The organism is Vibrio sp. KUL70 (genome assembly GCF_059725515.1).
Genome location: NZ_AP045834.1, coordinates 1,371,830 through 1,390,455, shown reverse-complemented (window position 1 = coordinate 1,390,455; position 18,626 = coordinate 1,371,830). Strand labels below are relative to the sequence as shown.

The window sequence follows — 18,626 nt, the reverse complement described above, 5'->3', positions numbered from 1 at the left end:
ACGTAAATGTGGGAAATCATCTTGTGATGTAGAGAAGCTTTCCACCGAAATCACAATAACAAAAGAGGCAGTCTTTAGTTCTCAGACACTCCAATAACAAATGCTGATTGGCAAAAGTGACGCAGTCGATTTCAGAAACGGATTAAAAACATAACGTAACAACATTGTTGATAAGGAAAATAGGCAATGAAACGCGATTCTTTTGGAATTTGCCTCACTAAGGCTATGCTGTTCAAAAACTTACAATCGACATTTACACACGTCAGAGCTTATGAGAAAGATGCTACTTCACCACTTGATCTAAAAGTGTTATTGGCGTTCCCCCAAATGTCCGGAAGAGATTTGCTTCAAACAATGCAAGGTTCGCGTCACCTAGTTTGGCGTGCAGACCACCACTGCCCAGGCTTTGATTAGAACATTTTCATTTTAAAACAATCACTTCTATACTTAGTAAAAGAGCACGTTCTAACGTGCCCTTTCTATTTCTAATGAAACACCGCATCTAGACTGAACGTAATACTCAATCGCAATAGATAATTGCTCAATCAGTTCAAGACAAATTTGGATCGGCCTGTTAACATTAGAGTCATTACTCTAATTTGGTAAGTATGAAGATGACATCACCAAAATTCAGACCAAAATTTTCACTGACCGCACTACTAATAAGTTGTGTAAGTTCGGTCAGTTTTGCCGCGCCTCTCTCCTTTCCTGAAGCGTGGGATCTACTACAGCAAAACAATAACTCTCTAGCCGCCCAGCAAGCAAATGTAGAGCGTTATCAGCACCTTCAAAATGCAACGGGCAGCCTCAACTTACCCTCTATCACTTTAGGTGCGAACTACACCCACCTCGATAGCGATATAACTATCAATGGCGAGCAGTTTGCGGACAGTTTGAGTGGTGTGCCAAACCTAGGTATTCCGATTCCACCAGCGTTGATTAGCGGTTTAGGTGGCATTACTTCAACCATTACAGAACAAGACATCTTTAGTTCTTCTATTCGTGCTGTGTGGCCTATCTTCACAGGTGGTCGAATTACGGCTGCTCAGACGGCGGCTGAAGGTCAAAGTGAAGAAGCGCAAAGTCAGTTGTTGATGGAGAAACAAGCGCGTTACGAAGACCTTACCAAGTACTACTTCTCGGTAATTCTCGCGCAAGACGTAGTCCAAACCCGTTTAGCCGTTGAAGCGGGCTTAACTCAACACCGAGATTTCGCGATTAAGCTTGAAGAGCAAGGTCAGATCGCGCGTGTAGAACGACTGCAAGCGGATGCCTCTCTTGATAAGGCAATCGTCGAAAGAACCAAAGCTCAAAATGATCTAAAAATAGCCCAGCTAGCGCTAACTCAGATTCTCGGTCTTTCAGAGAAAGTTGAGCCATCAGAATCCCTGTTCATCAACAATAATCTGCCAAACATGGATACCTTTGTTGACCAGACACTAACGACATACCCTGGTCTTCGCATTTTAGATGCAAAAGAGAAACAAGCGAGCAGCCTGATTAAAGCGGAGAAAGGCAAATATTACCCAGAAGTTTACCTATATGGCGACTACAGCCTGTATGAAGATGACTCGCTTGCAAGTGAAATGAAACCAGACTGGTTAGTGGGAATTGGTGTTAATGTGCCACTGGTCGATACTTCTGGCCGCTCTGATAAAGTAGCCGCTGCGCACAGTGCAGTTTCACAAGTTCAATACCTAAAGTCTCAAGCAAAACAAGATCTCACCGTATTAGTTCAAAAAACCTATCTTGAGGCTCAACAAGCCATAGAAGAAGTACAAGGCCTGAATTCAAGCTTATCTCTTGCACAAGAAAACCTATCGCTACGTAAAAAAGCCTTCAACCAAGGTCTCTCTACATCGTTAGAGGTGGTAGATGCTGAACTCTATTTAGCGAGCATTAAAACCCAACAATCGGTCGCTCGTTTCCAATATCTCGTCTCTCTCAACAAACTACTGGCGCTTAGCAGTGAGATGAATGCATTCCCAAGCTATTCAACTTCTGCTGTTTACCCAAAGACTCACAACACCAATACAAAAGGATGATTCATGAAATCTGTTAAACCACTTATCGCTTCAATCATCGGTATTGGCATTATCGGATGGGTTGGGTATAGCTTCTATCAAGCTTATTTACCGCAACCTGTTAGGATTCAAGGTCAGATAGAAGCTCAGCAATACAGCATCTCTTCCAAAGTGCCAGGGCGTATAGACCAAGTATTTGTTCGTAAAGGAGATATCGTTGAAAAAGGTCAGTTGATCTTCTCATTATTGAGCCCTGAGATCGATGCGAAGCTAGAGCAAGCCAAAGCCGGTGAGAAAGCTGCAGGCGCGCTTGCACAAGAAGCTGAGAAAGGCGCACGTGAGCAACAAATCCAAGCAGCGAAAGATCAGTGGCTAAAAGCAAAAGCTGCTGCTGACTTAATGGAGAAGACTTACCAACGAGTGAACAACCTTTACAAAGATGGCGTAGTCGCAGAACAGAAACGTGATGAAGCAGAAACTCAATGGCAAGCAGCAAAATACACAGAAAGTGCCGCTCTTCAAATGTATAAACTGGCTCAAGAAGGCGCTCGTGATGAAACCAAAGTCGCAGCGGCTCAAAAAGCGTTGATGGCTGCAGGCGCCGTTGCTGAAGTTGAAGCTTACGCCAAAGATACACAAATCCACAGCTGGTTTAATGGTGAAGTTGCTCAAGTGCTATTGAGCAGTGGTGAGTTGGCACCTCAAGGCTTCCCTGTTGTCACAGTGATCGACACCCAAGACGCTTGGGCTGTACTCAATGTAAGAGAAGACCACCTCAAGCACTTTGAAAAAGGCACTCAATTCGACGCTTACTTGCCTGCACTTGATAAGACAGTGACATTCGAAGTTATCCATATTGCTGTCATGGGTGATTTTGCAACTTGGCGCTCAACGGATGCCGCACAAGGCTTTGACCTAAGAACATTTGAAATTGAAGCTCGCCCCGTCGATAACAAAGATACGTTACGCATGGGTATGAGTTTAGTCGTTGAGCTGTAGGGGCAATTATGTCTTACTCTTCTCAACACAACGATGTTGACACCACTGGCAACGAATTTTCTCGCCAGTGGCAAATCGTGCGCAAAGACAAATGGTTGCTATCGAGCCTCACTTGGATCCCACTACTTCTGGTAGCGAGTATCTGGTTGATATTCTCTCAAGGTATTGCTCGCGATTTGCCAGTTGCTGTGGTGAACTTAAACCATAGTCAACTTTCACAACAGTTTGTCCGTTTCATTGATGCATCTCCGACCTTAGCGGTCACGCAAAAATACACGGATATTAACCAAGCTAAACAAGCCATGATCAAACGTGATATCTATGGCTACGTGATCATTCCTAAACATTTTGAGCGCGATATCTACCTTGGGATGAACCCTAAAGTGTCTGGGTTTTACAACAGTCAATTTATTCTGATTGGAAAACTGGTCAATTCCGCTCTGTTACAAGTACAAGGAACGTTTAATGCTCAAGTGGAAGTGGCCAAGCAGTTATCTCACGGCGACAAAACGATTAAATCAGCACTTGGCCAAGCCGTGACAGTTCAAAGCCAAATTACTCCCCTATTTAATAAAAACACCAACTATTCACAGTTCTTAGTGTCGGCAATCATCCCAGCTCTGTGGCAAATTATGATTGTCGTTGGGACCATATTGGTTTTAGCAGCCAATTGTCGTGAAAGAGCGTTTAAACAGTGGCTCGGCAAATCACCGGTCAAAGCGCTTGCCTCTGCACTGCTGCCTTACACTCTGCTGTTCTTCGTGTTTGGTATTGGCTTTATGACTTGGTTTTACCTGTTTTTAGATTGGCCTTATCACGGGAGTTTCATAGCTCTGATGTTCGCACAACTGATCACCGTAATTTGTTGCATGATCATGGGTAGTGCCTTCTTCTTTTTGACACTTGATCCCGCGAGAGCCATGAGCTTTGCAGGTGCTTTTACCGCACCAAGCTTTGCGTTTATGGGCATTACCTTTCCAGTAACAGACATGAATACAGCCGCACAAGCATGGCGTAGCCTATTGCCAATCAGTCACTATATTGAAGTTCAAACCGCATTGTCGAGTTATGGTATCAATACCGCGCAAACCATAATGCAGCTGCTGCCAATGTTCGGCTACGTGATACCAGCTATCGTAACACTGCTTCTGATTCGCAAGCATTTGAACGCACAACCTGTGAATGGAGCCGTATAATGAAACCAATCAGTTTCATCGAACTCATTAAACACGAGATCTTAGCTGTCGTTCGAAACCCTGTCGTTTTATTAACCGTCTTTGGTGGGGTGATTTTCTACTCTTTTCTCTATCCTCTGCCTTACGCGCAGCAAACCCCTGAGCAATTAAAGGCATCTGTGGTGAATTTAGATGGAAGCAAGAGCAGTTATCAACTCGAACGTATGGTCGATGCCACACCTCAAATTGACATCACTCGCCGTGATTTTAGTCTCGCAGATGCCAAGCAGGCACTACTTGATCAGGAAATTGGCGGCTTTTTGGTGATTCCAGAGAACTTCTACAAAGACCTGCTGCTAGGTAAAAGCCCAACACTATCGTATGCGGGCGATGCTTCATTCTTTCTCGTGTACGGTACTATCATCGAGGGATTGGCTAAAGCGGGTGGCACACTCGCCGCTCAGGTTAAAGTCAGTCACCTACTCGTTGAAGGCGTGCCGTTAGCGAGTGCTGCCAATGGATATAACGCATTCAGTCTTAACCTTAAACCAACGTTTAACAGTCGTATGGGCTACATCGATTACGTTGTACCAGCGGTATTTGTTTTAATACTTCAGCAAACCCTCGCTATGGCATCTGGCTTGATCGGAGCGACCCAAAATAGCCAAGCAACTCAAGGGTATTGGTCTCGGGTATCAGGTTTAAAACTGATTGTCGCTCGCTGCTGTGTACTCGTGAGCATCTATTACCTGCTCGCCATGTATTACTTTGGGGCGAGCTTCGAATTCTACGGTATTAACTCACTGGCAACTCATGGTCAATTGCTTACACTGCTGCTTCCATTCTTAGTCGGTAGCTGCTTAGTTGGTATCTTGATTGGTGAATTTGTGCCAAGAAGAGAGTGGGTCACTGTCGTTGTTTTGATCAGTTCGATGCCTTTGATTTTCTCCTCAGGTTTTATATGGCCTGTAGAGATGATGCCAACTTGGTTGGTAGGGCTGTCGCAACTGTTTCCTAGTACCCCAGCAATTCAAGGCTTTCTTGGGATAAATCAGATGGGTGCTACTTGGCAAGATATAGCGCCACAATGGACGCTCCTTTGGGGACAAATCGTGCTTTGGTCTTCGTTGTTAGCAATTAAGTTGTTTCACAAATCTCAGAGACGAATCTCAGGGTATAGCGAATAACGACCAGCAATAGGCTTTGTGATTTATAAAAATAACGCACACTAACGATTACTTTTCGAATGGCCCTTTATGATAAAGGGCTTTTTTATCGGTTAAATATAAAGTAACACAAATAAAAAGTTATCACTGTGTTTCAGAAAAAATATAAGATTCAACTTACCCATACTTCCCCACCACTACTACCAGATTTTTGCCGCGCCAAGAGCCCAACTTAAAGCGCAAAACACTCTCTTTATCAACATGCCCAATACAAATTCATCCGTTTTGGTCAACATGCAAACTGATGTACATACTAAAAGACCAAGAGTCGCATTTTTAAAACAATGACTTACTAAAAACGATGACTAACCCCAAACAAATGTAAATTAATTGTAAAAAATTCTTTGATGACATTATTTTTATGTATAGGATTGTCAGCAAGGTCAGTTATAAAAAATAGAGCGACCTTATTCACGCAGAGACGCTATATCCATATAAAACTTGTTCAGTAATTATATTTATTTGAAGTATTGAGTTGGCTACAAGCCGTTTGTCGTCAACCAAGTAAATAGATAACTTATTGAAAATAAAAGTTAATAGAAAGCAAGCTCAACAGCAGTAAACAAAATTTAGTAGAAGACAGGGAAAACCATGAAAAACATAAAAGCATTATTTTTAGGGTTTATATTATTATTCAGTTCCACAGCATTTGCAGAAGAAGGGTCATTTAATCAAACAATCAGTAATTTAAGCCAAAGTATTGATGGTTTTTTCAACGAATATACTGGTTGGTTCGTTGGATTAATATTCAAAAGTGTGCCAGTTGGCGAAGCTAACTTCCCAATCATTGTTGGTTGGTTATTGCTCGCTGCACTCATTTTTACTGTTTATTTTGGCTTCGTTCAATTTAAGCGCGTGGGTATGGCCATCGACATTATTCGAGGCAAATACACAGACCCTAACTCCAAAGAAGACGGCGAGGTTTCTCACTTTCAAGCGTTAGCTACTGCCCTTTCCGGAACCGTCGGCCTTGGTAACATCGCAGGTGTAGGTGCTGCTCTAGCAATTGGTGGTCCAGGTGCAACATTCTGGATGATCTTGTGTGGCCTTCTTGGTATGGCATCAAAATTCTGTGAGTGTACGTTAGGTGTTAAATACCGCACCATCTTACCTTCAGGTGTTGTGTCTGGTGGTCCAATGTACTACCTAAGCCAAGGTCTAAGCGAACGTGGCATGGGCGGACTAGGTAAAGCACTGGCTATCGGCTTTGCTCTAATGTGTATTCTGGGCTCTCTGGGTGGCGGTAACATGTTCCAAGCCAACCAAGCTCACGCAATGCTAACTTACGCATTCGACATTCCAAGCGAATACGGCATCATTACAGGCTTTGTTCTAGCTGGTTTGGTTTTCTCTGTAATTGTTGGTGGTATGCCTTCGATTGCTTCTGTAACTGAGCGTGTTGTACCTTGGATGGCAGCGCTATACATCGGTATGGCTCTTATTGTTATTGGTTCGAACCTTGATCAAGTAGGCCCTGCTTTCAACGCTATCTTTACTGGTGCATTTACTGGTGAAGGTGTTGTAGGTGGCTTCATTGGTGCCCTAATCCAAGGTTTGAAACGTGCGACATTCTCAAACGAAGCTGGTGTAGGTTCTGCTGCGATTGCTCACTCTGCGGTTAAAACTAAAGAGCCAATCACGGAAGGTCTTGTTTCACTACTAGAACCGTTCGTTGATACCGTTGTAATCTGTACAATGACAGCACTTGTTATCACTATCGCGGGTCTAAACACAGGTCCATTCGATGGTTCAGGTCTAACTGGTGTAACACTCACAGCCGCTTCGTTTACTGAGACAGCTGGTTTCTTCAAATACACTCTTGCCCTTGCTGTTATCATGTTCGCTTTCTCAACTATGATCTCTTGGTCTTACTACGGTCTGAAAGCATGGACTTACCTATTCGGTGAAGGTAAAGCAACTGAGCTTGTGTTCAAAGTGATGTTCTGTGTGTTCGTTGTGATTGGTGCGACAATTCAGTTTGGTGCGGTAATCGACTTCTCAGATGCGGCTATCTTCGCGATGTCTATCTTTAACATCCTTGGTCTTTACTTCCTAATGCCTGTGGTGAAAAAAGAACTTCACTCATTCGTAGCTCGAGTAAAGTCTGGCGAGATCAAAACATACGGAAAATAGAAGCTTGTTTTAACACCAAGTTCCTATTGAGAAAATAGTAAAAAGTCCATATCAAACATTGATATGGACTTTTTTAATAGAATTTAGAAAAGATCAGAAGACTACAAACCAATCTCTTCAGTCAGGTCTTTAATTTGCTGAAGGTCCATTTTATGAACTTCGATCATCTGTCTGATATCGCTCAAGCGAGAATTAGCAGCATCAAGCTTGTCGCAAGAGTCTGATTTAGCGTCCCAAGATGTCCCCTCAAGGAACGTATCACACTGCTTCTTAAGCGGCTTTAAATTTGGCTCTAGCCTATCACGTTCCGCCTCTAACGCTTCAAGAGCCTGTGTGATTTGAAGCTCTTTGCGGAACAGTTCACGTGAGCGCTCAAACATGGTCGATTGCATGTCTGCTTGGCGGTTAAGTTTTTGATTTTTTTGTTCTGACTGCTCTAGTGCTATTTTCTGATCGTTCAGTTGTTGCTCTAAAGAGTAATTAGCCTTTTCAAGAACAGCGGTCTGTTTTTTTATCTCGTCCAGCTCTTTCTGGTGCGCCTCTGCTTGTTTTTGCAGAGCCGCTTCAACTTGATTGCCAATTTCGGAGTCGACTTTAGCTACCTTAGCTTCTACTTGTGTGACCAACTGCTGCTTACTGTTGTTCAGCTCTTGATAGCGAGATTCTAAAACTTGATAAGTTGACTCCCATTTCGATGCTGTAACCGAAGAGCCAATCAGACCTCCAAGGGCTAAACCCATAACGGCGGCAATACCAATGTATAGCTGACTGCGTTTGTCACGCTCTTCAATGACAACCACTTCGTCTTGTTCATTTTGCCCAGATTGTTGGCTCACAGGGTTACTCCAATTCATTAAAGGTTACAATGTCACTGGAAAGTTATCAGTAACGGGTACTACTCTTGGTTCAGCGCGTCAGTTCAGAAAACATTAAGCTTGCGGTATACAACAAAAAGCCACCTACGATGACAATCACTACGCTTTTCTGCACTTTTTCGTTGGTCCGATAACGAAACAGCACAAACGCCAACGCCAATAAAAAAACAATTGCGATTAGTCGAGTCATAACTCCTCCTTGTTTCTCCATTTTATACCATTTAAATAAGCAAGTTACGTCAGAGTCACGTTGTTTGATCATTTAGTTGAACAAGATTTGTGCAAACAGATATTTTACTACTGACATCACACTTTTTCTGATCTAGGATACGCGTACAGATTACCTATTCATGTGGGTAATTGTTCCTATGAAGACTGCAGGAGAGTGGTTTTTAACTAAATATTAACATTTAGTTAGATTGACCCGCCGAAGAAGTAAATCTTTCAGGTGCTTTATGCTGATAAAAATCAGCAAAGTGAGGACTGTCGTTGGAGGAACCTCTGGAGAGAGCCGTACTACGATTTTTGTAGCAAGCGGCCGCCGAAGGAGCAAGCTTAGAGACCAAAACTTCTCAGTAAGTTTTTCGCTAAGTGAAACTCTCAGGCAAAAGGACAGAGGAGTGGAAAGCAACAACCTTAATTCAGAACACTAACTACAGTAATAATGTATTAAGTGGTGCGATCTCATTGATCAGTACTGCCCTTTCACTCTTCTCCTTAAATTTTTATTTATTAAGGGGAACCTATGAACTATCTACAAGAAACATTACAAACCATCAACCAACTTGTTTGGGGACCACCGCTGCTTGCTTTGCTCGTTGGTACAGGTATCTACTTTACTTTTCGCTTGGGCTTACTCCAGTTTAGACACCTACCAACCGCTCTGAAAATGGTGTTCACCAAAGACAAATCTGGTCATGGTGATGTTTCTAGCTTTGCTGCTTTATGTACTGCCCTTTCCGCGACTATCGGTACTGGTAACATCGTTGGTGTTGCTACTGCGATTAAACTTGGTGGACCGGGTGCGCTTTTTTGGATGTGGCTCGCTGCTCTGTTCGGTATGGCGACTAAGTATGCAGAGTGCCTTCTTGCCGTTAAATATCGCAAAGTCGATAGTAAAGGTGAGATGGTCGGCGGACCAATGTACTACCTGCAATACGGTGTTGGTTCTCGTATCTTAGCGGTTCTATTCGCTGTATTTGCACTTGGCGTAGCCTGTTTTGGTATCGGTACTTTCCCGCAAGTGAACGCGATTCTAGACGCAACTGAAATCTCTTTTGGGGCTTCTCGTGAGCTCTCTGCGATCGTATTAACCCTACTTGTTGCAGTTGTAACACTCGGCGGTATCCAGTCAATCGCGAAAGTAGCCGGTAAAGTCGTTCCAACGATGGCTGTTATGTACATTGTCGCCTGTTTGAGTGTCCTGATATCGAACGCAGGCCAACTATTAGATGCTATTAGTTTGGTGATCACTTCGGCGTTTACTAATACGGCAGCAACCGGTGGTTTCCTAGGGGCAAGTATCATGCTAGCCATTCAATCAGGTATTGCTCGTGGTGTATTCTCGAACGAATCTGGCCTAGGTAGTGCACCTATGGCAGCTGCAGCAGCTAAGACTGATTCATGTGTTAAGCAAGGTCTTATCTCTATGACAGGCACCTTCTTCGACACCATCATCATCTGTACTATGACAGGTTTGGCACTTATCTTAACCGGTGCATGGCAAACGGATCTTTCAGGTGCAGCGATGACGACGCACGCTTTTGCTATTGGTCTTAACGCCGACACAATTGGTCCAATGCTGGTGTCTGTTGGTCTTATCTTCTTTGCTTTCACGACCATTTTAGGTTGGAACTATTACGGTGAGCGCTGCGTTGTTTTCCTGTTTGGCACTAAAGCAGTTCTACCGTACAAGGTTATCTTCATTGCATTAGTTGCCTCAGGAGCCTTCTTAAAGCTTGACGTGATTTGGCTACTGGCAGACATCGTCAATGGTTTGATGGCGATACCGAACTTAATCGGTTTGATATTGTTACGCCAAGTCGTGATTGAAGAAACCAAACAGTTCTTTAACCAAATGACGATGAAAAGCGACCCAAGCAGAACAGATAAACCATCGATGATTTATACCAATCGTAGTAAATAACTGCTCACCCTAGCTTGTTAAAATGCTCGATAACTGCGTTAGAATTTTTGATTGTAGAATAACTACTTATCGAAACTCTCTGTTGCAGAAAAGCCGCCTTGTTCTCAAGCCTTTTTCCTGCGCTACTTTTGATCACTTACTTACTGTGATTGGTATTAAGCGATCAGATTGATAGTCTCAAACATACAAAAAAGCCGAAGTAGAACACTTCGGCTTCATTTTGTCTTTAGAATTCAGTAATTAAGCTGTTGGCGTTGTCGGCTCTTCCAGAATCAATTTGATGCCTAATGAGATCAGTACTGCCCCTGTGACGCCTTCCATCCAACCGATCACTTTAGGACTCTTGAAGAGTTGTTTGGCTGAGCCTACTGCACCAGCGATGCCACACTGCCACACCATAGCGATCATAAAGTGGATTCCAGCCATCAGCATAGATTGCATAAATGGTGAACCTTGAGGATCTATAAACTGCGGTAAGAATGCTAGATAAAAGACCGCTGTTTTTGGGTTCAACACATTAGAAAGAAAACCTTCTCTAAGAGAGCGCGATACACTCAATTGATCGTGTTTCGCATCCGACACCTCAAAACCTGCATTACCTTTGACTACACCATAAAGACTAGAAGCTCCCAACCAAATTAGGTACGCAGCACCAATTAGCTTTACCGTTTGGAATAGCTCTGCTGATTGCAGAAGAATCGCGGAAATACCGATCGCAGAGAAAGTCGCATGTACAAACAAACCTAAACAAACGCCAAAACTTGTTACGGCACCATCTCTCACTCCGGAACGGGTGGTGTTGCGAATCACCACAGCTGTGTCCAGCCCAGGAGTCAAAGTCAAAATGGTGATCGCCACAACAAAGGCTTCAAAGTTCAGTATCATAACCGCATCCTTGCAAAATAAACGCTTAGTTTGCCTGCTGATATCTAAATGAACAACACAGAGGCAAGCACAATTAATATGCTGCAGATTAACTCAATTCATCCTCGTTTGTTAAGCTTTGTATTACTCCCACTGACTTCTTTTATAGACCACTAAGTCTGATTCCTTTTCTATGGTTTACAAATTATTTACAACCGAGGTCGCTTTGTAGAACAAACCTATTGGTCGCTATGCCATTGGTTGCTAAACTCATTCTTTTATTCTCAGGGAATTATGATGAGCGCATTCAAAAAACTGGTTGAACATTCTCAAAAATGTTCACGCTTCCAACATTTATCTGCAATTTGTGGCTGGGACGCCGCATCTATGATGCCTGCAGGGGGTAACCAAGCTCGTAGTGAAGCAATGGCAGAGTTGTCCGTTCATATTCACGGTCTTATGACGCAACCTCAACTGGCTGATTGGCTCGCTGATGCTGAGAATGAAAACTTAAATGCAGAACAAAAGTCGTCGCTGCGTGAGATTAAAAGGCAGTGGCAACAAGCGAACCTTCTTCCTGAAAAGCTGGTGCAAGCAAAATCTCTAGCTGGTTCGAAGTGTGAACATGCTTGGCGAACACAGCGCGGCGATAATGACTGGGTGGGTTTTGAGAAAAACTGGCGCGAAGTTGTCGAACTTTCTCGTGAAGAAGCACAAATCAGAGCCGATGCTTCAGGCTTAACACCTTATGATGCAATGCTGGATATCTACGAACCAGGAACGAGTTCAGCCTCTCTTGATGCTCTTTTCAGCGATGTAAAAACTTGGCTTCCTAGTTTGATCGATCAAGTTATCGAAAAGCAATCCACCGAACAGCTGATTGCTCCTGCAGGTCACTACCCAACAGACAAGCAAAAAGCACTTGGCCTTGAAGTCATGAAACTGCTCAAGTTCGACTTTGAACATGGCCGACTGGATGAAAGTGTTCACCCATTCTGTGGTGGTGTACCTTCAGATGTCCGCATTACCACGCGTTACGATGAGTCCGAATTCGTACAGTCGCTAATGGGCATTGTTCATGAAACGGGCCACGCACGCTACGAACAAGGTTTACCAAAAGCACTAGCGGGCACACCAGCAGGCGAAGCTCGCTCAATGGGTATTCATGAGTCTCAATCTCTGTTCTTCGAAATGCAAATTGGCCGCAGCGACGCTTTCATTGCACATTTGGCTCATATGGCAGGTAACCACTTCAACGGTCCAGAATTCGAACAAGAGAACTTCAAGAAGATCTACACCCGTGTTAAGAAAGACTTTATCCGTGTTGATGCCGACGAACTCACCTACCCAGCGCACGTTATCTTACGTTATGAAATTGAGCGCGATTTGATCAACGGTAACATCAAGCATACCGACGTACCTGAGCTATGGAATCAAAAGATGCAAGATTACCTAGGGCTTAGCACTCAAGGTAATTTCACTAACGGTTGTATGCAAGACATTCACTGGACTGACGGCGCATTTGGCTATTTCCCAAGTTACACATTAGGTGCAATGTATGCAGCGCAGTTTATGGCAGCGATGAAGCAAACGGTCGATGTTGACCAAGTAATTCAATCTGGTGATCTGACGCCGATCTTTAGCTGGTTGGAGAACAACATCTGGAGCAAAGGAAGCCTACTCACAACGGATGAGTTAGTGAAAGGCGCGACAGGTGAAACGCTGAACGCCAAGTTCTTCCAAGAGCACTTGAAAGCTCGCTACCTATAAGACTGTATTCAAAACAGTACCGAGCAGCGAGAATCATACGCTGCTCCTTTTCCCCTTCCCCAAGGAAAGATAACCATGGAATGGATCCTGTTCACTGTGCTTGCGGCGTCGAGCCAAGCATGGAGAAACGCTTTTCAAAGCCGCTTAAGTCAAACCTTGAACGTTTCAGGCGTAACACTTGCGCGTTTTCTTTGGGCAAGCCCTCTAGCCCCACTCTATTTGATCTGCCTGTACCAATACCAAGATGCTCCAATGCCAACGTTTACTGGGCACTCTTACTTCTTTTTGGCTGGCGCTTCTGTTATGCAGATCGTCGCCACAGGTTTAATGGTGGTACTGTTTAAGCAACGTAACTTTGCGATTGGTGCTGGACTGGCAAAGAGCGAAGCCCCCGTTTCAGCAATATTGGGGATTCTATTTTTTGGCACTTCGTTAACACTACTCGGTTGGATTGGCGTCGCTTTTGGTATGGTCGCGGTATTTCTGCTTAGTTGTGCCAATGGTGTTCGCAGTGTCTCTCTAAAAACCGCTTCAATTGGTCTTGCTTGTAGTACCGCTTTTGCTCTTACTTCACTATGGATCCGTGAAGCGAGCCTGAGCCTTAACTTGCCATTTCCGCACAGTGCTGCGTGGGTTTTGTTCATTGTCATTCTGACGCAAACCCTACTGCTATTAACGTATTTGCTTTTAAAAGACCGCGACACATTGAAGCTAATGTTCAATAAACCCAAATTGGTGATCATGACCAGTATTGCGAGCTTTGTGGGTTCGCTTGGTTGGTTTAGCGCAATGTCGCTGCAGGCAGTGCCTTATGTAAAAACACTCGGGCAAATAGAAGTGTTTTTCACCATGTTGATTTCGATATTCTGGCTTAAAGAGCCAGTTAAGCACAAAGATATGCTTGCCCTATTCTTTATCGTGATTGCCGCTATTTTGGTGATGTGGCAATAGTTAATTCATGCTACCAAGTGAGGTCTCCCTCACCTGCTGACTGGATTCAACAACTATGAGCCATTAACATGGTCCTGGTTTAGTTATATGAGCAAAGTGTAATGGAAAAAATTTACCTAGCCGGCGGCTGCCTATGGGGAGTCCAAGAGTTTATTAAATACGTACCTGGCGTTATTGATACCAAGGCTGGGCGTGCTAATGGTACAAATACGACAACTCAAGGCGATTACGACGGTTACGCCGAATGTGTAGAAGTGACTTTCGATCCGACAAAGGTCGCTTTAGAAACGCTCATACATCACCTTTTCGAGATTATCGATCCATACAGTGTAAACAAGCAGGGAAATGACGTTGGCGAAAAGTACCGAACCGGTATTTATAGTGAACAGCCGAACCATGTTGAGCAAGCCAAGCAAATCATTGCAGCTCGAGACGATGCCGATCGAATTGCTCTAGAGGTTTTGCCTTTGACAAACTTTGTTCCAAGTGACGATATCCACCAGCACCATCTGTCACTTCATCCAGAGAATCACCACTTGTGTCATATTCCTTGGGATCTACTGCATAAGTACAAAGCGAAGTAACACTGCGCTTTTTATCTTCGAGGTCATAACGTCAGTTAGATTAACGCACCTTGTTGTGATCACTTGCGACAGTGACATTCATTTTTAGGGCGATTTCAACCTCGACAAAATTCTCAAATTGAGAATCCATAACCGATACTACCCTCCAATATTGACGATAAGAACTACAGAAAACACCAAAAAATCACCACTCAAGATACCTGATTTACTTAAAATTAAACTGATTGCATATCTTTTCGTACTTGGCTGTACCTTGATCCCACAGGTTCAATCACCAATACTTTTTCCTAATTTGATTGTCAATTTGACGTATCGTTTTTTGCTGTAATTTTTGGATTTGGAAGTGTGGGAATGACTAAAACTATTTTGGCAGCCACTTTGATGGCGAGTTCACTCAGTGCGGTTTCAACTGAATTTCCTTCTGCAGGCACCGCTTTTATCCTTCCAGGCCAGCACGAATCTACAACCAATCATAATGGTGTTGATCTGACAGCCCAAGAGCTCATTGATTGGGAGCTGAGCAATAGTGATATTGTTTTCGGCTCTTATAGTGAGCCCTCTGACAACGCTCGCAGCAATACATTGGGTTACATGTACAACCAGAAACTAGAGATCAACTCAAGTTGGGTAGAAAACGAACTAAGACACTACGCTGAAGCTAACGACCTAAACTATGAGGATTTCTTCCTACACTTTTCTGAAGACACAGTGATTGCGGAGGTAGATTCTACGCACGGTGAAAACACCATTCTCAACCGAAAGCCTATGATTGTTGGATACACAGTCGATCAATCGCACGCAGGGTTTTGGTTATACCAACAACCGCCTTGGGATGCCGATGTCTTTGAGCACTCCGCAAACAATGGTGCCCTCTACATCTATCACTCAGAACCGTTTGACCGCTTAACGCTGAAATTTTCTCAATTTGCGACCGGCGGAAGCTTCTCAATAGAGTATCCAAATGCTATCGACCAGCGCGGTCAAGTTACCCAATGGCAAACCATTTCGATCAAGAAAGATAAGACCCTGAACATGACCAAGAACCAAGCCGTGATTTGGAACATGCCGGATGATTGGAAGCGCGCAACGACGCACGATGGCAGCGGTGCCAGTTATGGCGGTGGGCAATATTTTGGTTCTGAATATCTTCGTGATGGTGGCCTACTGTATGTGGTGCGCATTCGATGGAACGAACCAGAGCACAGACCACGCTTAAAAGAAATAAAACTGAAAAACTCTTTCCCAACGGTGAAGCTTTCCGACGCAGCAGAAACAACGCCAGATGGTCGAACAATCGAGAGATGGAGAAAGATCAGAGGCTTTGATCAATCAGCAGACATCAACAACGACAACTATCTATCAAACTCTGAATACAAAGCTCGTACAAACAAAAACGCTACTGCTCGTTTTCGCTGGGAATCCCGGGTTATCCCTTTCGGTCGCATGTGGAATCAGTCTTCGTCTTGGGCATTAACAAATTTGGCTAACAACGACTATCAAGAGGCTATGTCGACTTACTACGCAACAAATTGGACAGAACAAGGCTTAAATGGGGCTTACAACGATGACACTAATAAACTATTGGGCAGTAATCAATTCTTCGTATATTCCGGAGGTAACATTACCGAGTTACAAGCGATAGCGGGCTCTGACGAAGCATCTCGTCGTTCCTAAACAGACTTGCAGCCGATCAACCCGGAACACTTGTTGGTTTAAATATCGGGACGGCAAATCTGTATGGCCGAAATGGGCAATCTCATCTCATCGATGCAGGCTCTCTGTATCTACGCGAGCATTATCTCTTCCCTACTACTGGCTTCAGTGGTTATGCGGGAATATCTAAATTCTGGGATAACTCAGCGTTAGCTCAGTCTGGTAGTAGCGTCATTTTCCAGGCTACGACACGATATGGTCGAGTTCAATATTTTGAGAATACGCAAGAAAACTGGCAACAAGATCAGTATTCTGCCCTTGCCATCTACTACCTCAATCATCACGCGGATCGCACCTACTTTAATCAGTGGAATAGCAGTTATCTGTATGGGAGTCATAACACCACCAGTGGTAATTACTACACCAGTGGCATTGCTCAAAACATTGCCTACCAACCTACTTCGTTATTGAAGGTGGACATAGGTGCGCCTTCAGGGGAAATCCCGAGTAACCACAATGCAATCCCACTCATGCTATCAACATCGACGCCTTATGCTGCCGATTACACGATTATTGGTGATAGTGCGATGACCGAGTTAGTTCATCAAGATTTACCCAATGGAATAGCTCATGTCATGCCTACTCATACTTACTTCGCTTACCAATCGGAGAATCAAGTCGTCAATGGCGGACCAGAAGAGATGGTTCTCGCACGTCAGTTTGAAAAAGGTTTAGTGCTGTATCGAACCGACTTTCATGGCCGAAATGTGAGTTATTTTTCAGAGCCTTTGATTACGGTTCAGTTGGGTAAGCCGATGAGACCTGTAGATGCTAACGGTAACCTCGGAGATCCAGTCACCCAAGTTCAAATTGGGGGGTACCAAGGTCTAATACTGGTCAACGCAGAATAAACAGCGAGTACCAAGTTTCTCTCCTAAAATACATCACAAATAGAAAAGCCTCTCGTCATATAGAATCAAGAGGCTTTTCTTTCGTCATTGATAAGTCGCTATCAAAAACTAATCGTGGCGAGTTTCGGGATAAGGTTAATGATCAGCAATATTGTCTGGCATGTTTTCCTAACACATCAAGCCTTGGGTAACTTTAACTGATAGATCTTCTCTGCTTTCGTCCCTAACAACCAGAAACTCACCGCGAGAATCGCGAAGAACAGGGCTTTGTGCATACCTTCCCAAAGGTACTCAAAGAAACGGCTATAAAGATTCAAGAAGATGAACACCAAAGCGACTCCTTTGGTCATATCATCATGGTGCTTCAATCCAAGATAGAGTGCCACAAACGAAGCCACCAGAAGCAGCACAGACCAATACAGAATCGAGATCTGCTCTATATCTAACCAAATACTGAAATCAGCGTGGTTGCCGAATATCGAAAGCAACCAAAGAGAAAAGAAGAAATAGAGCAAGCCAACAAACTTAGTCACACTCTCAAATTCCATCGCCGCTCTGATTCTTGGCAAAACGTAGAGACTCGCCAGCAGCAATACTCCACCAAACAATGCAAATCGTAACGGGTAATTCATACCTAGATAGTAACCATCACTCTGAACTTGATAGGAATGAAAACCAAACCATGCGCCTAACGTTATCAGAGAGAATATCCAGACCGTTTGCGACGGCAACCAGAGCCCAATCAAACCATAAACCGCTGAAGCCAATAGAATCAATGGTGCTAGGTTCTCAGTCTCTATAACCTTGCCAAGGAAGAAGATCGACAGTGCAGTACTGATCATCCCGAGAACGAACAGCGCCTCATTAGCCAAGACTTTGCTTGGGTAAAGTTTCCTTCTACGAATACCGAACACGTAAAAGCCAATAGCTCCCGCGAAGAAGAACAGACTCTTTGCTAGTTCTGGTGCAGTGAAGATGCTCTTGAACAGCTCTATCAACCATTCATCAAACACAAAGGACAAGGTTGCCAATACCACACATGTCACCGCAATGGTGAACGAGTAACGAGCAATCTGGGTCCAATCAAAAGCAGAGACCTCGAAGGTACTCTCTAGCTTGTCATGCTCTTCTTGTGTTAAGACACCTTGGGACTGCCACTCATCAAGCGCATTGCCAATGATTCTACGCTCCTTCTTAGACACTTTCATGCCTACCTCTCTTAATACCGATATTCACAAGTGAAAATTCACTGTTTCCAACTCAATTATGGCTTAAGAGTAACATGGAGTTTCCGTCTCCGTAGATCAGACACGGA

The 18,626-nt window shown here is 43.9% G+C and carries 14 protein-coding genes, 1 pseudogene and 1 riboswitch; of the genes and pseudogenes, 11 read left to right on the top strand and 4 right to left on the bottom strand.

Annotated features, from left to right (window positions below; translation table 11 throughout):
- Window positions 1-186: 186 nt before the first annotated feature.
- The 6 genes from AC6I7V_RS06150 (at window position 187) to AC6I7V_RS06125 (ending at window position 7,557) form a co-directional block, all read left to right on the top strand.
- Window positions 187-414 carry a hypothetical protein gene (locus AC6I7V_RS06150; RefSeq protein ID WP_032549176.1) on the top strand — a complete coding sequence of 76 codons (228 nt, stop codon included), beginning with the start codon at window positions 187-189 and terminating at the stop codon, window positions 412-414.
- A gap of 194 nt (window positions 415-608) precedes the next feature.
- Complete coding sequence (locus AC6I7V_RS06145; protein WP_255230841.1) at window positions 609-2,045, top strand: TolC family protein; 1,437 nt, start codon at window positions 609-611, stop codon at window positions 2,043-2,045.
- Between the two features lie 3 nt (window positions 2,046-2,048).
- Window positions 2,049-3,023, top strand: a complete 975-nt coding sequence (locus tag AC6I7V_RS06140) for an HlyD family secretion protein (protein WP_255230842.1) — start codon at window positions 2,049-2,051, stop codon at window positions 3,021-3,023.
- Between the two features lie 8 nt (window positions 3,024-3,031).
- Window positions 3,032-4,219: an ABC transporter permease gene (locus AC6I7V_RS06135; protein ID WP_255230843.1), complete on the top strand. Its 1,188-nt coding sequence runs from the start codon at window positions 3,032-3,034 to the stop codon at window positions 4,217-4,219.
- Window positions 4,220-4,227: 8 nt separating this feature from the next.
- Window positions 4,228-5,385 (top strand): ABC transporter permease, encoded by a 1,158-nt coding sequence (locus AC6I7V_RS06130; protein WP_498011652.1) that lies wholly within the window; start codon window positions 4,228-4,230, stop codon window positions 5,383-5,385.
- Between the two features lie 630 nt (window positions 5,386-6,015).
- A complete protein-coding gene (locus AC6I7V_RS06125; RefSeq protein ID WP_498011550.1) occupies window positions 6,016-7,557 on the top strand; it encodes an alanine/glycine:cation symporter family protein in 1,542 nt (513 codons plus the stop codon).
- A gap of 101 nt (window positions 7,558-7,658) precedes the next feature.
- Here AC6I7V_RS06125 and AC6I7V_RS06120 read toward each other — a convergent pair whose 3' ends face one another.
- A complete protein-coding gene (locus AC6I7V_RS06120) occupies window positions 7,659-8,393 on the bottom strand; it encodes a chromosome partitioning protein ParA (RefSeq protein ID WP_255230845.1) in 735 nt (244 codons plus the stop codon).
- Window positions 8,394-8,463: 70 nt separating this feature from the next.
- On the bottom strand, window positions 8,464-8,622 hold the full coding sequence (locus tag AC6I7V_RS06115) for a hypothetical protein (RefSeq protein WP_032549183.1): 159 nt from the start codon (window positions 8,620-8,622) through the stop codon (window positions 8,464-8,466).
- A 301-nt stretch (window positions 8,623-8,923) separates the two neighbouring features.
- Window positions 8,924-9,058: riboswitch (glycine riboswitch) on the top strand.
- Window positions 9,059-9,177: 119 nt separating this feature from the next.
- On the opposite strand from AC6I7V_RS06115, the gene AC6I7V_RS06110 reads away from it, so the two are divergent.
- On the top strand, window positions 9,178-10,578 hold the full coding sequence (locus AC6I7V_RS06110; protein ID WP_498011549.1) for an alanine/glycine:cation symporter family protein: 1,401 nt from the start codon (window positions 9,178-9,180) through the stop codon (window positions 10,576-10,578).
- Window positions 10,579-10,818: 240 nt separating this feature from the next.
- Here AC6I7V_RS06110 and AC6I7V_RS06105 read toward each other — a convergent pair whose 3' ends face one another.
- The gene (locus AC6I7V_RS06105) at window positions 10,819-11,463 is read right to left on the bottom strand and encodes a LysE family translocator (RefSeq protein WP_498011548.1); all 645 of its coding nucleotides are present in this window, start codon (window positions 11,461-11,463) and stop codon (window positions 10,819-10,821) included.
- Between the two features lie 276 nt (window positions 11,464-11,739).
- Between AC6I7V_RS06105 and AC6I7V_RS06100 the strand changes: the two genes are divergently transcribed.
- The 4 genes and pseudogenes from AC6I7V_RS06100 to AC6I7V_RS06085 all read left to right on the top strand — a co-directional run bounded on the left by AC6I7V_RS06100 (window position 11,740) and on the right by AC6I7V_RS06085 (window position 17,311).
- Window positions 11,740-13,212, top strand: a complete 1,473-nt coding sequence (locus AC6I7V_RS06100) for a carboxypeptidase M32 (protein WP_498011547.1) — start codon at window positions 11,740-11,742, stop codon at window positions 13,210-13,212.
- Between the two features lie 75 nt (window positions 13,213-13,287).
- Window positions 13,288-14,163 (top strand): EamA family transporter, encoded by an 876-nt coding sequence (locus AC6I7V_RS06095; RefSeq protein ID WP_498011546.1) that lies wholly within the window; start codon window positions 13,288-13,290, stop codon window positions 14,161-14,163.
- Window positions 14,164-14,264: 101 nt separating this feature from the next.
- Window positions 14,265-14,747 (top strand): peptide-methionine (S)-S-oxide reductase, encoded by a 483-nt coding sequence (locus AC6I7V_RS06090; RefSeq protein WP_498011545.1) that lies wholly within the window; start codon window positions 14,265-14,267, stop codon window positions 14,745-14,747.
- A 351-nt stretch (window positions 14,748-15,098) separates the two neighbouring features.
- A pseudogene (locus tag AC6I7V_RS06085) lies at window positions 15,099-17,311 on the top strand (hypothetical protein).
- 176 nt (window positions 17,312-17,487) lie between these two features.
- Here AC6I7V_RS06085 and AC6I7V_RS06080 read toward each other — a convergent pair.
- Window positions 17,488-18,519 (bottom strand): hypothetical protein, encoded by a 1,032-nt coding sequence (locus tag AC6I7V_RS06080; protein ID WP_255230852.1) that lies wholly within the window; start codon window positions 18,517-18,519, stop codon window positions 17,488-17,490.
- Between the last annotated feature and the right edge of the window lie 107 nt (window positions 18,520-18,626).

Coding starts and splice junctions, on each gene's coding strand:
- AC6I7V_RS06150 (WP_032549176.1), top strand. CDS start 187: ATGAAACGCGATTCTTTTGGAATTTGCCTCACTAAGGCTATGCTGTTC.
- AC6I7V_RS06090 (WP_498011545.1), top strand. CDS start 14,265: ATGGAAAAAATTTACCTAGCCGGCGGCTGCCTATGGGGAGTCCAAGAG.
- AC6I7V_RS06095 (WP_498011546.1), top strand. CDS start 13,288: ATGGAATGGATCCTGTTCACTGTGCTTGCGGCGTCGAGCCAAGCATGG.
- AC6I7V_RS06110 (WP_498011549.1), top strand. CDS start 9,178: ATGAACTATCTACAAGAAACATTACAAACCATCAACCAACTTGTTTGG.
- AC6I7V_RS06125 (WP_498011550.1), top strand. CDS start 6,016: ATGAAAAACATAAAAGCATTATTTTTAGGGTTTATATTATTATTCAGT.
- AC6I7V_RS06140 (WP_255230842.1), top strand. CDS start 2,049: ATGAAATCTGTTAAACCACTTATCGCTTCAATCATCGGTATTGGCATT.
- AC6I7V_RS06105 (WP_498011548.1), bottom strand. CDS start 11,463: ATGATACTGAACTTTGAAGCCTTTGTTGTGGCGATCACCATTTTGACT.
- AC6I7V_RS06080 (WP_255230852.1), bottom strand. CDS start 18,519: ATGAAAGTGTCTAAGAAGGAGCGTAGAATCATTGGCAATGCGCTTGAT.
- AC6I7V_RS06135 (WP_255230843.1), top strand. CDS start 3,032: ATGTCTTACTCTTCTCAACACAACGATGTTGACACCACTGGCAACGAA.
- AC6I7V_RS06145 (WP_255230841.1), top strand. CDS start 609: ATGAAGATGACATCACCAAAATTCAGACCAAAATTTTCACTGACCGCA.
- AC6I7V_RS06100 (WP_498011547.1), top strand. CDS start 11,740: ATGAGCGCATTCAAAAAACTGGTTGAACATTCTCAAAAATGTTCACGC.
- AC6I7V_RS06115 (WP_032549183.1), bottom strand. CDS start 8,622: ATGACTCGACTAATCGCAATTGTTTTTTTATTGGCGTTGGCGTTTGTG.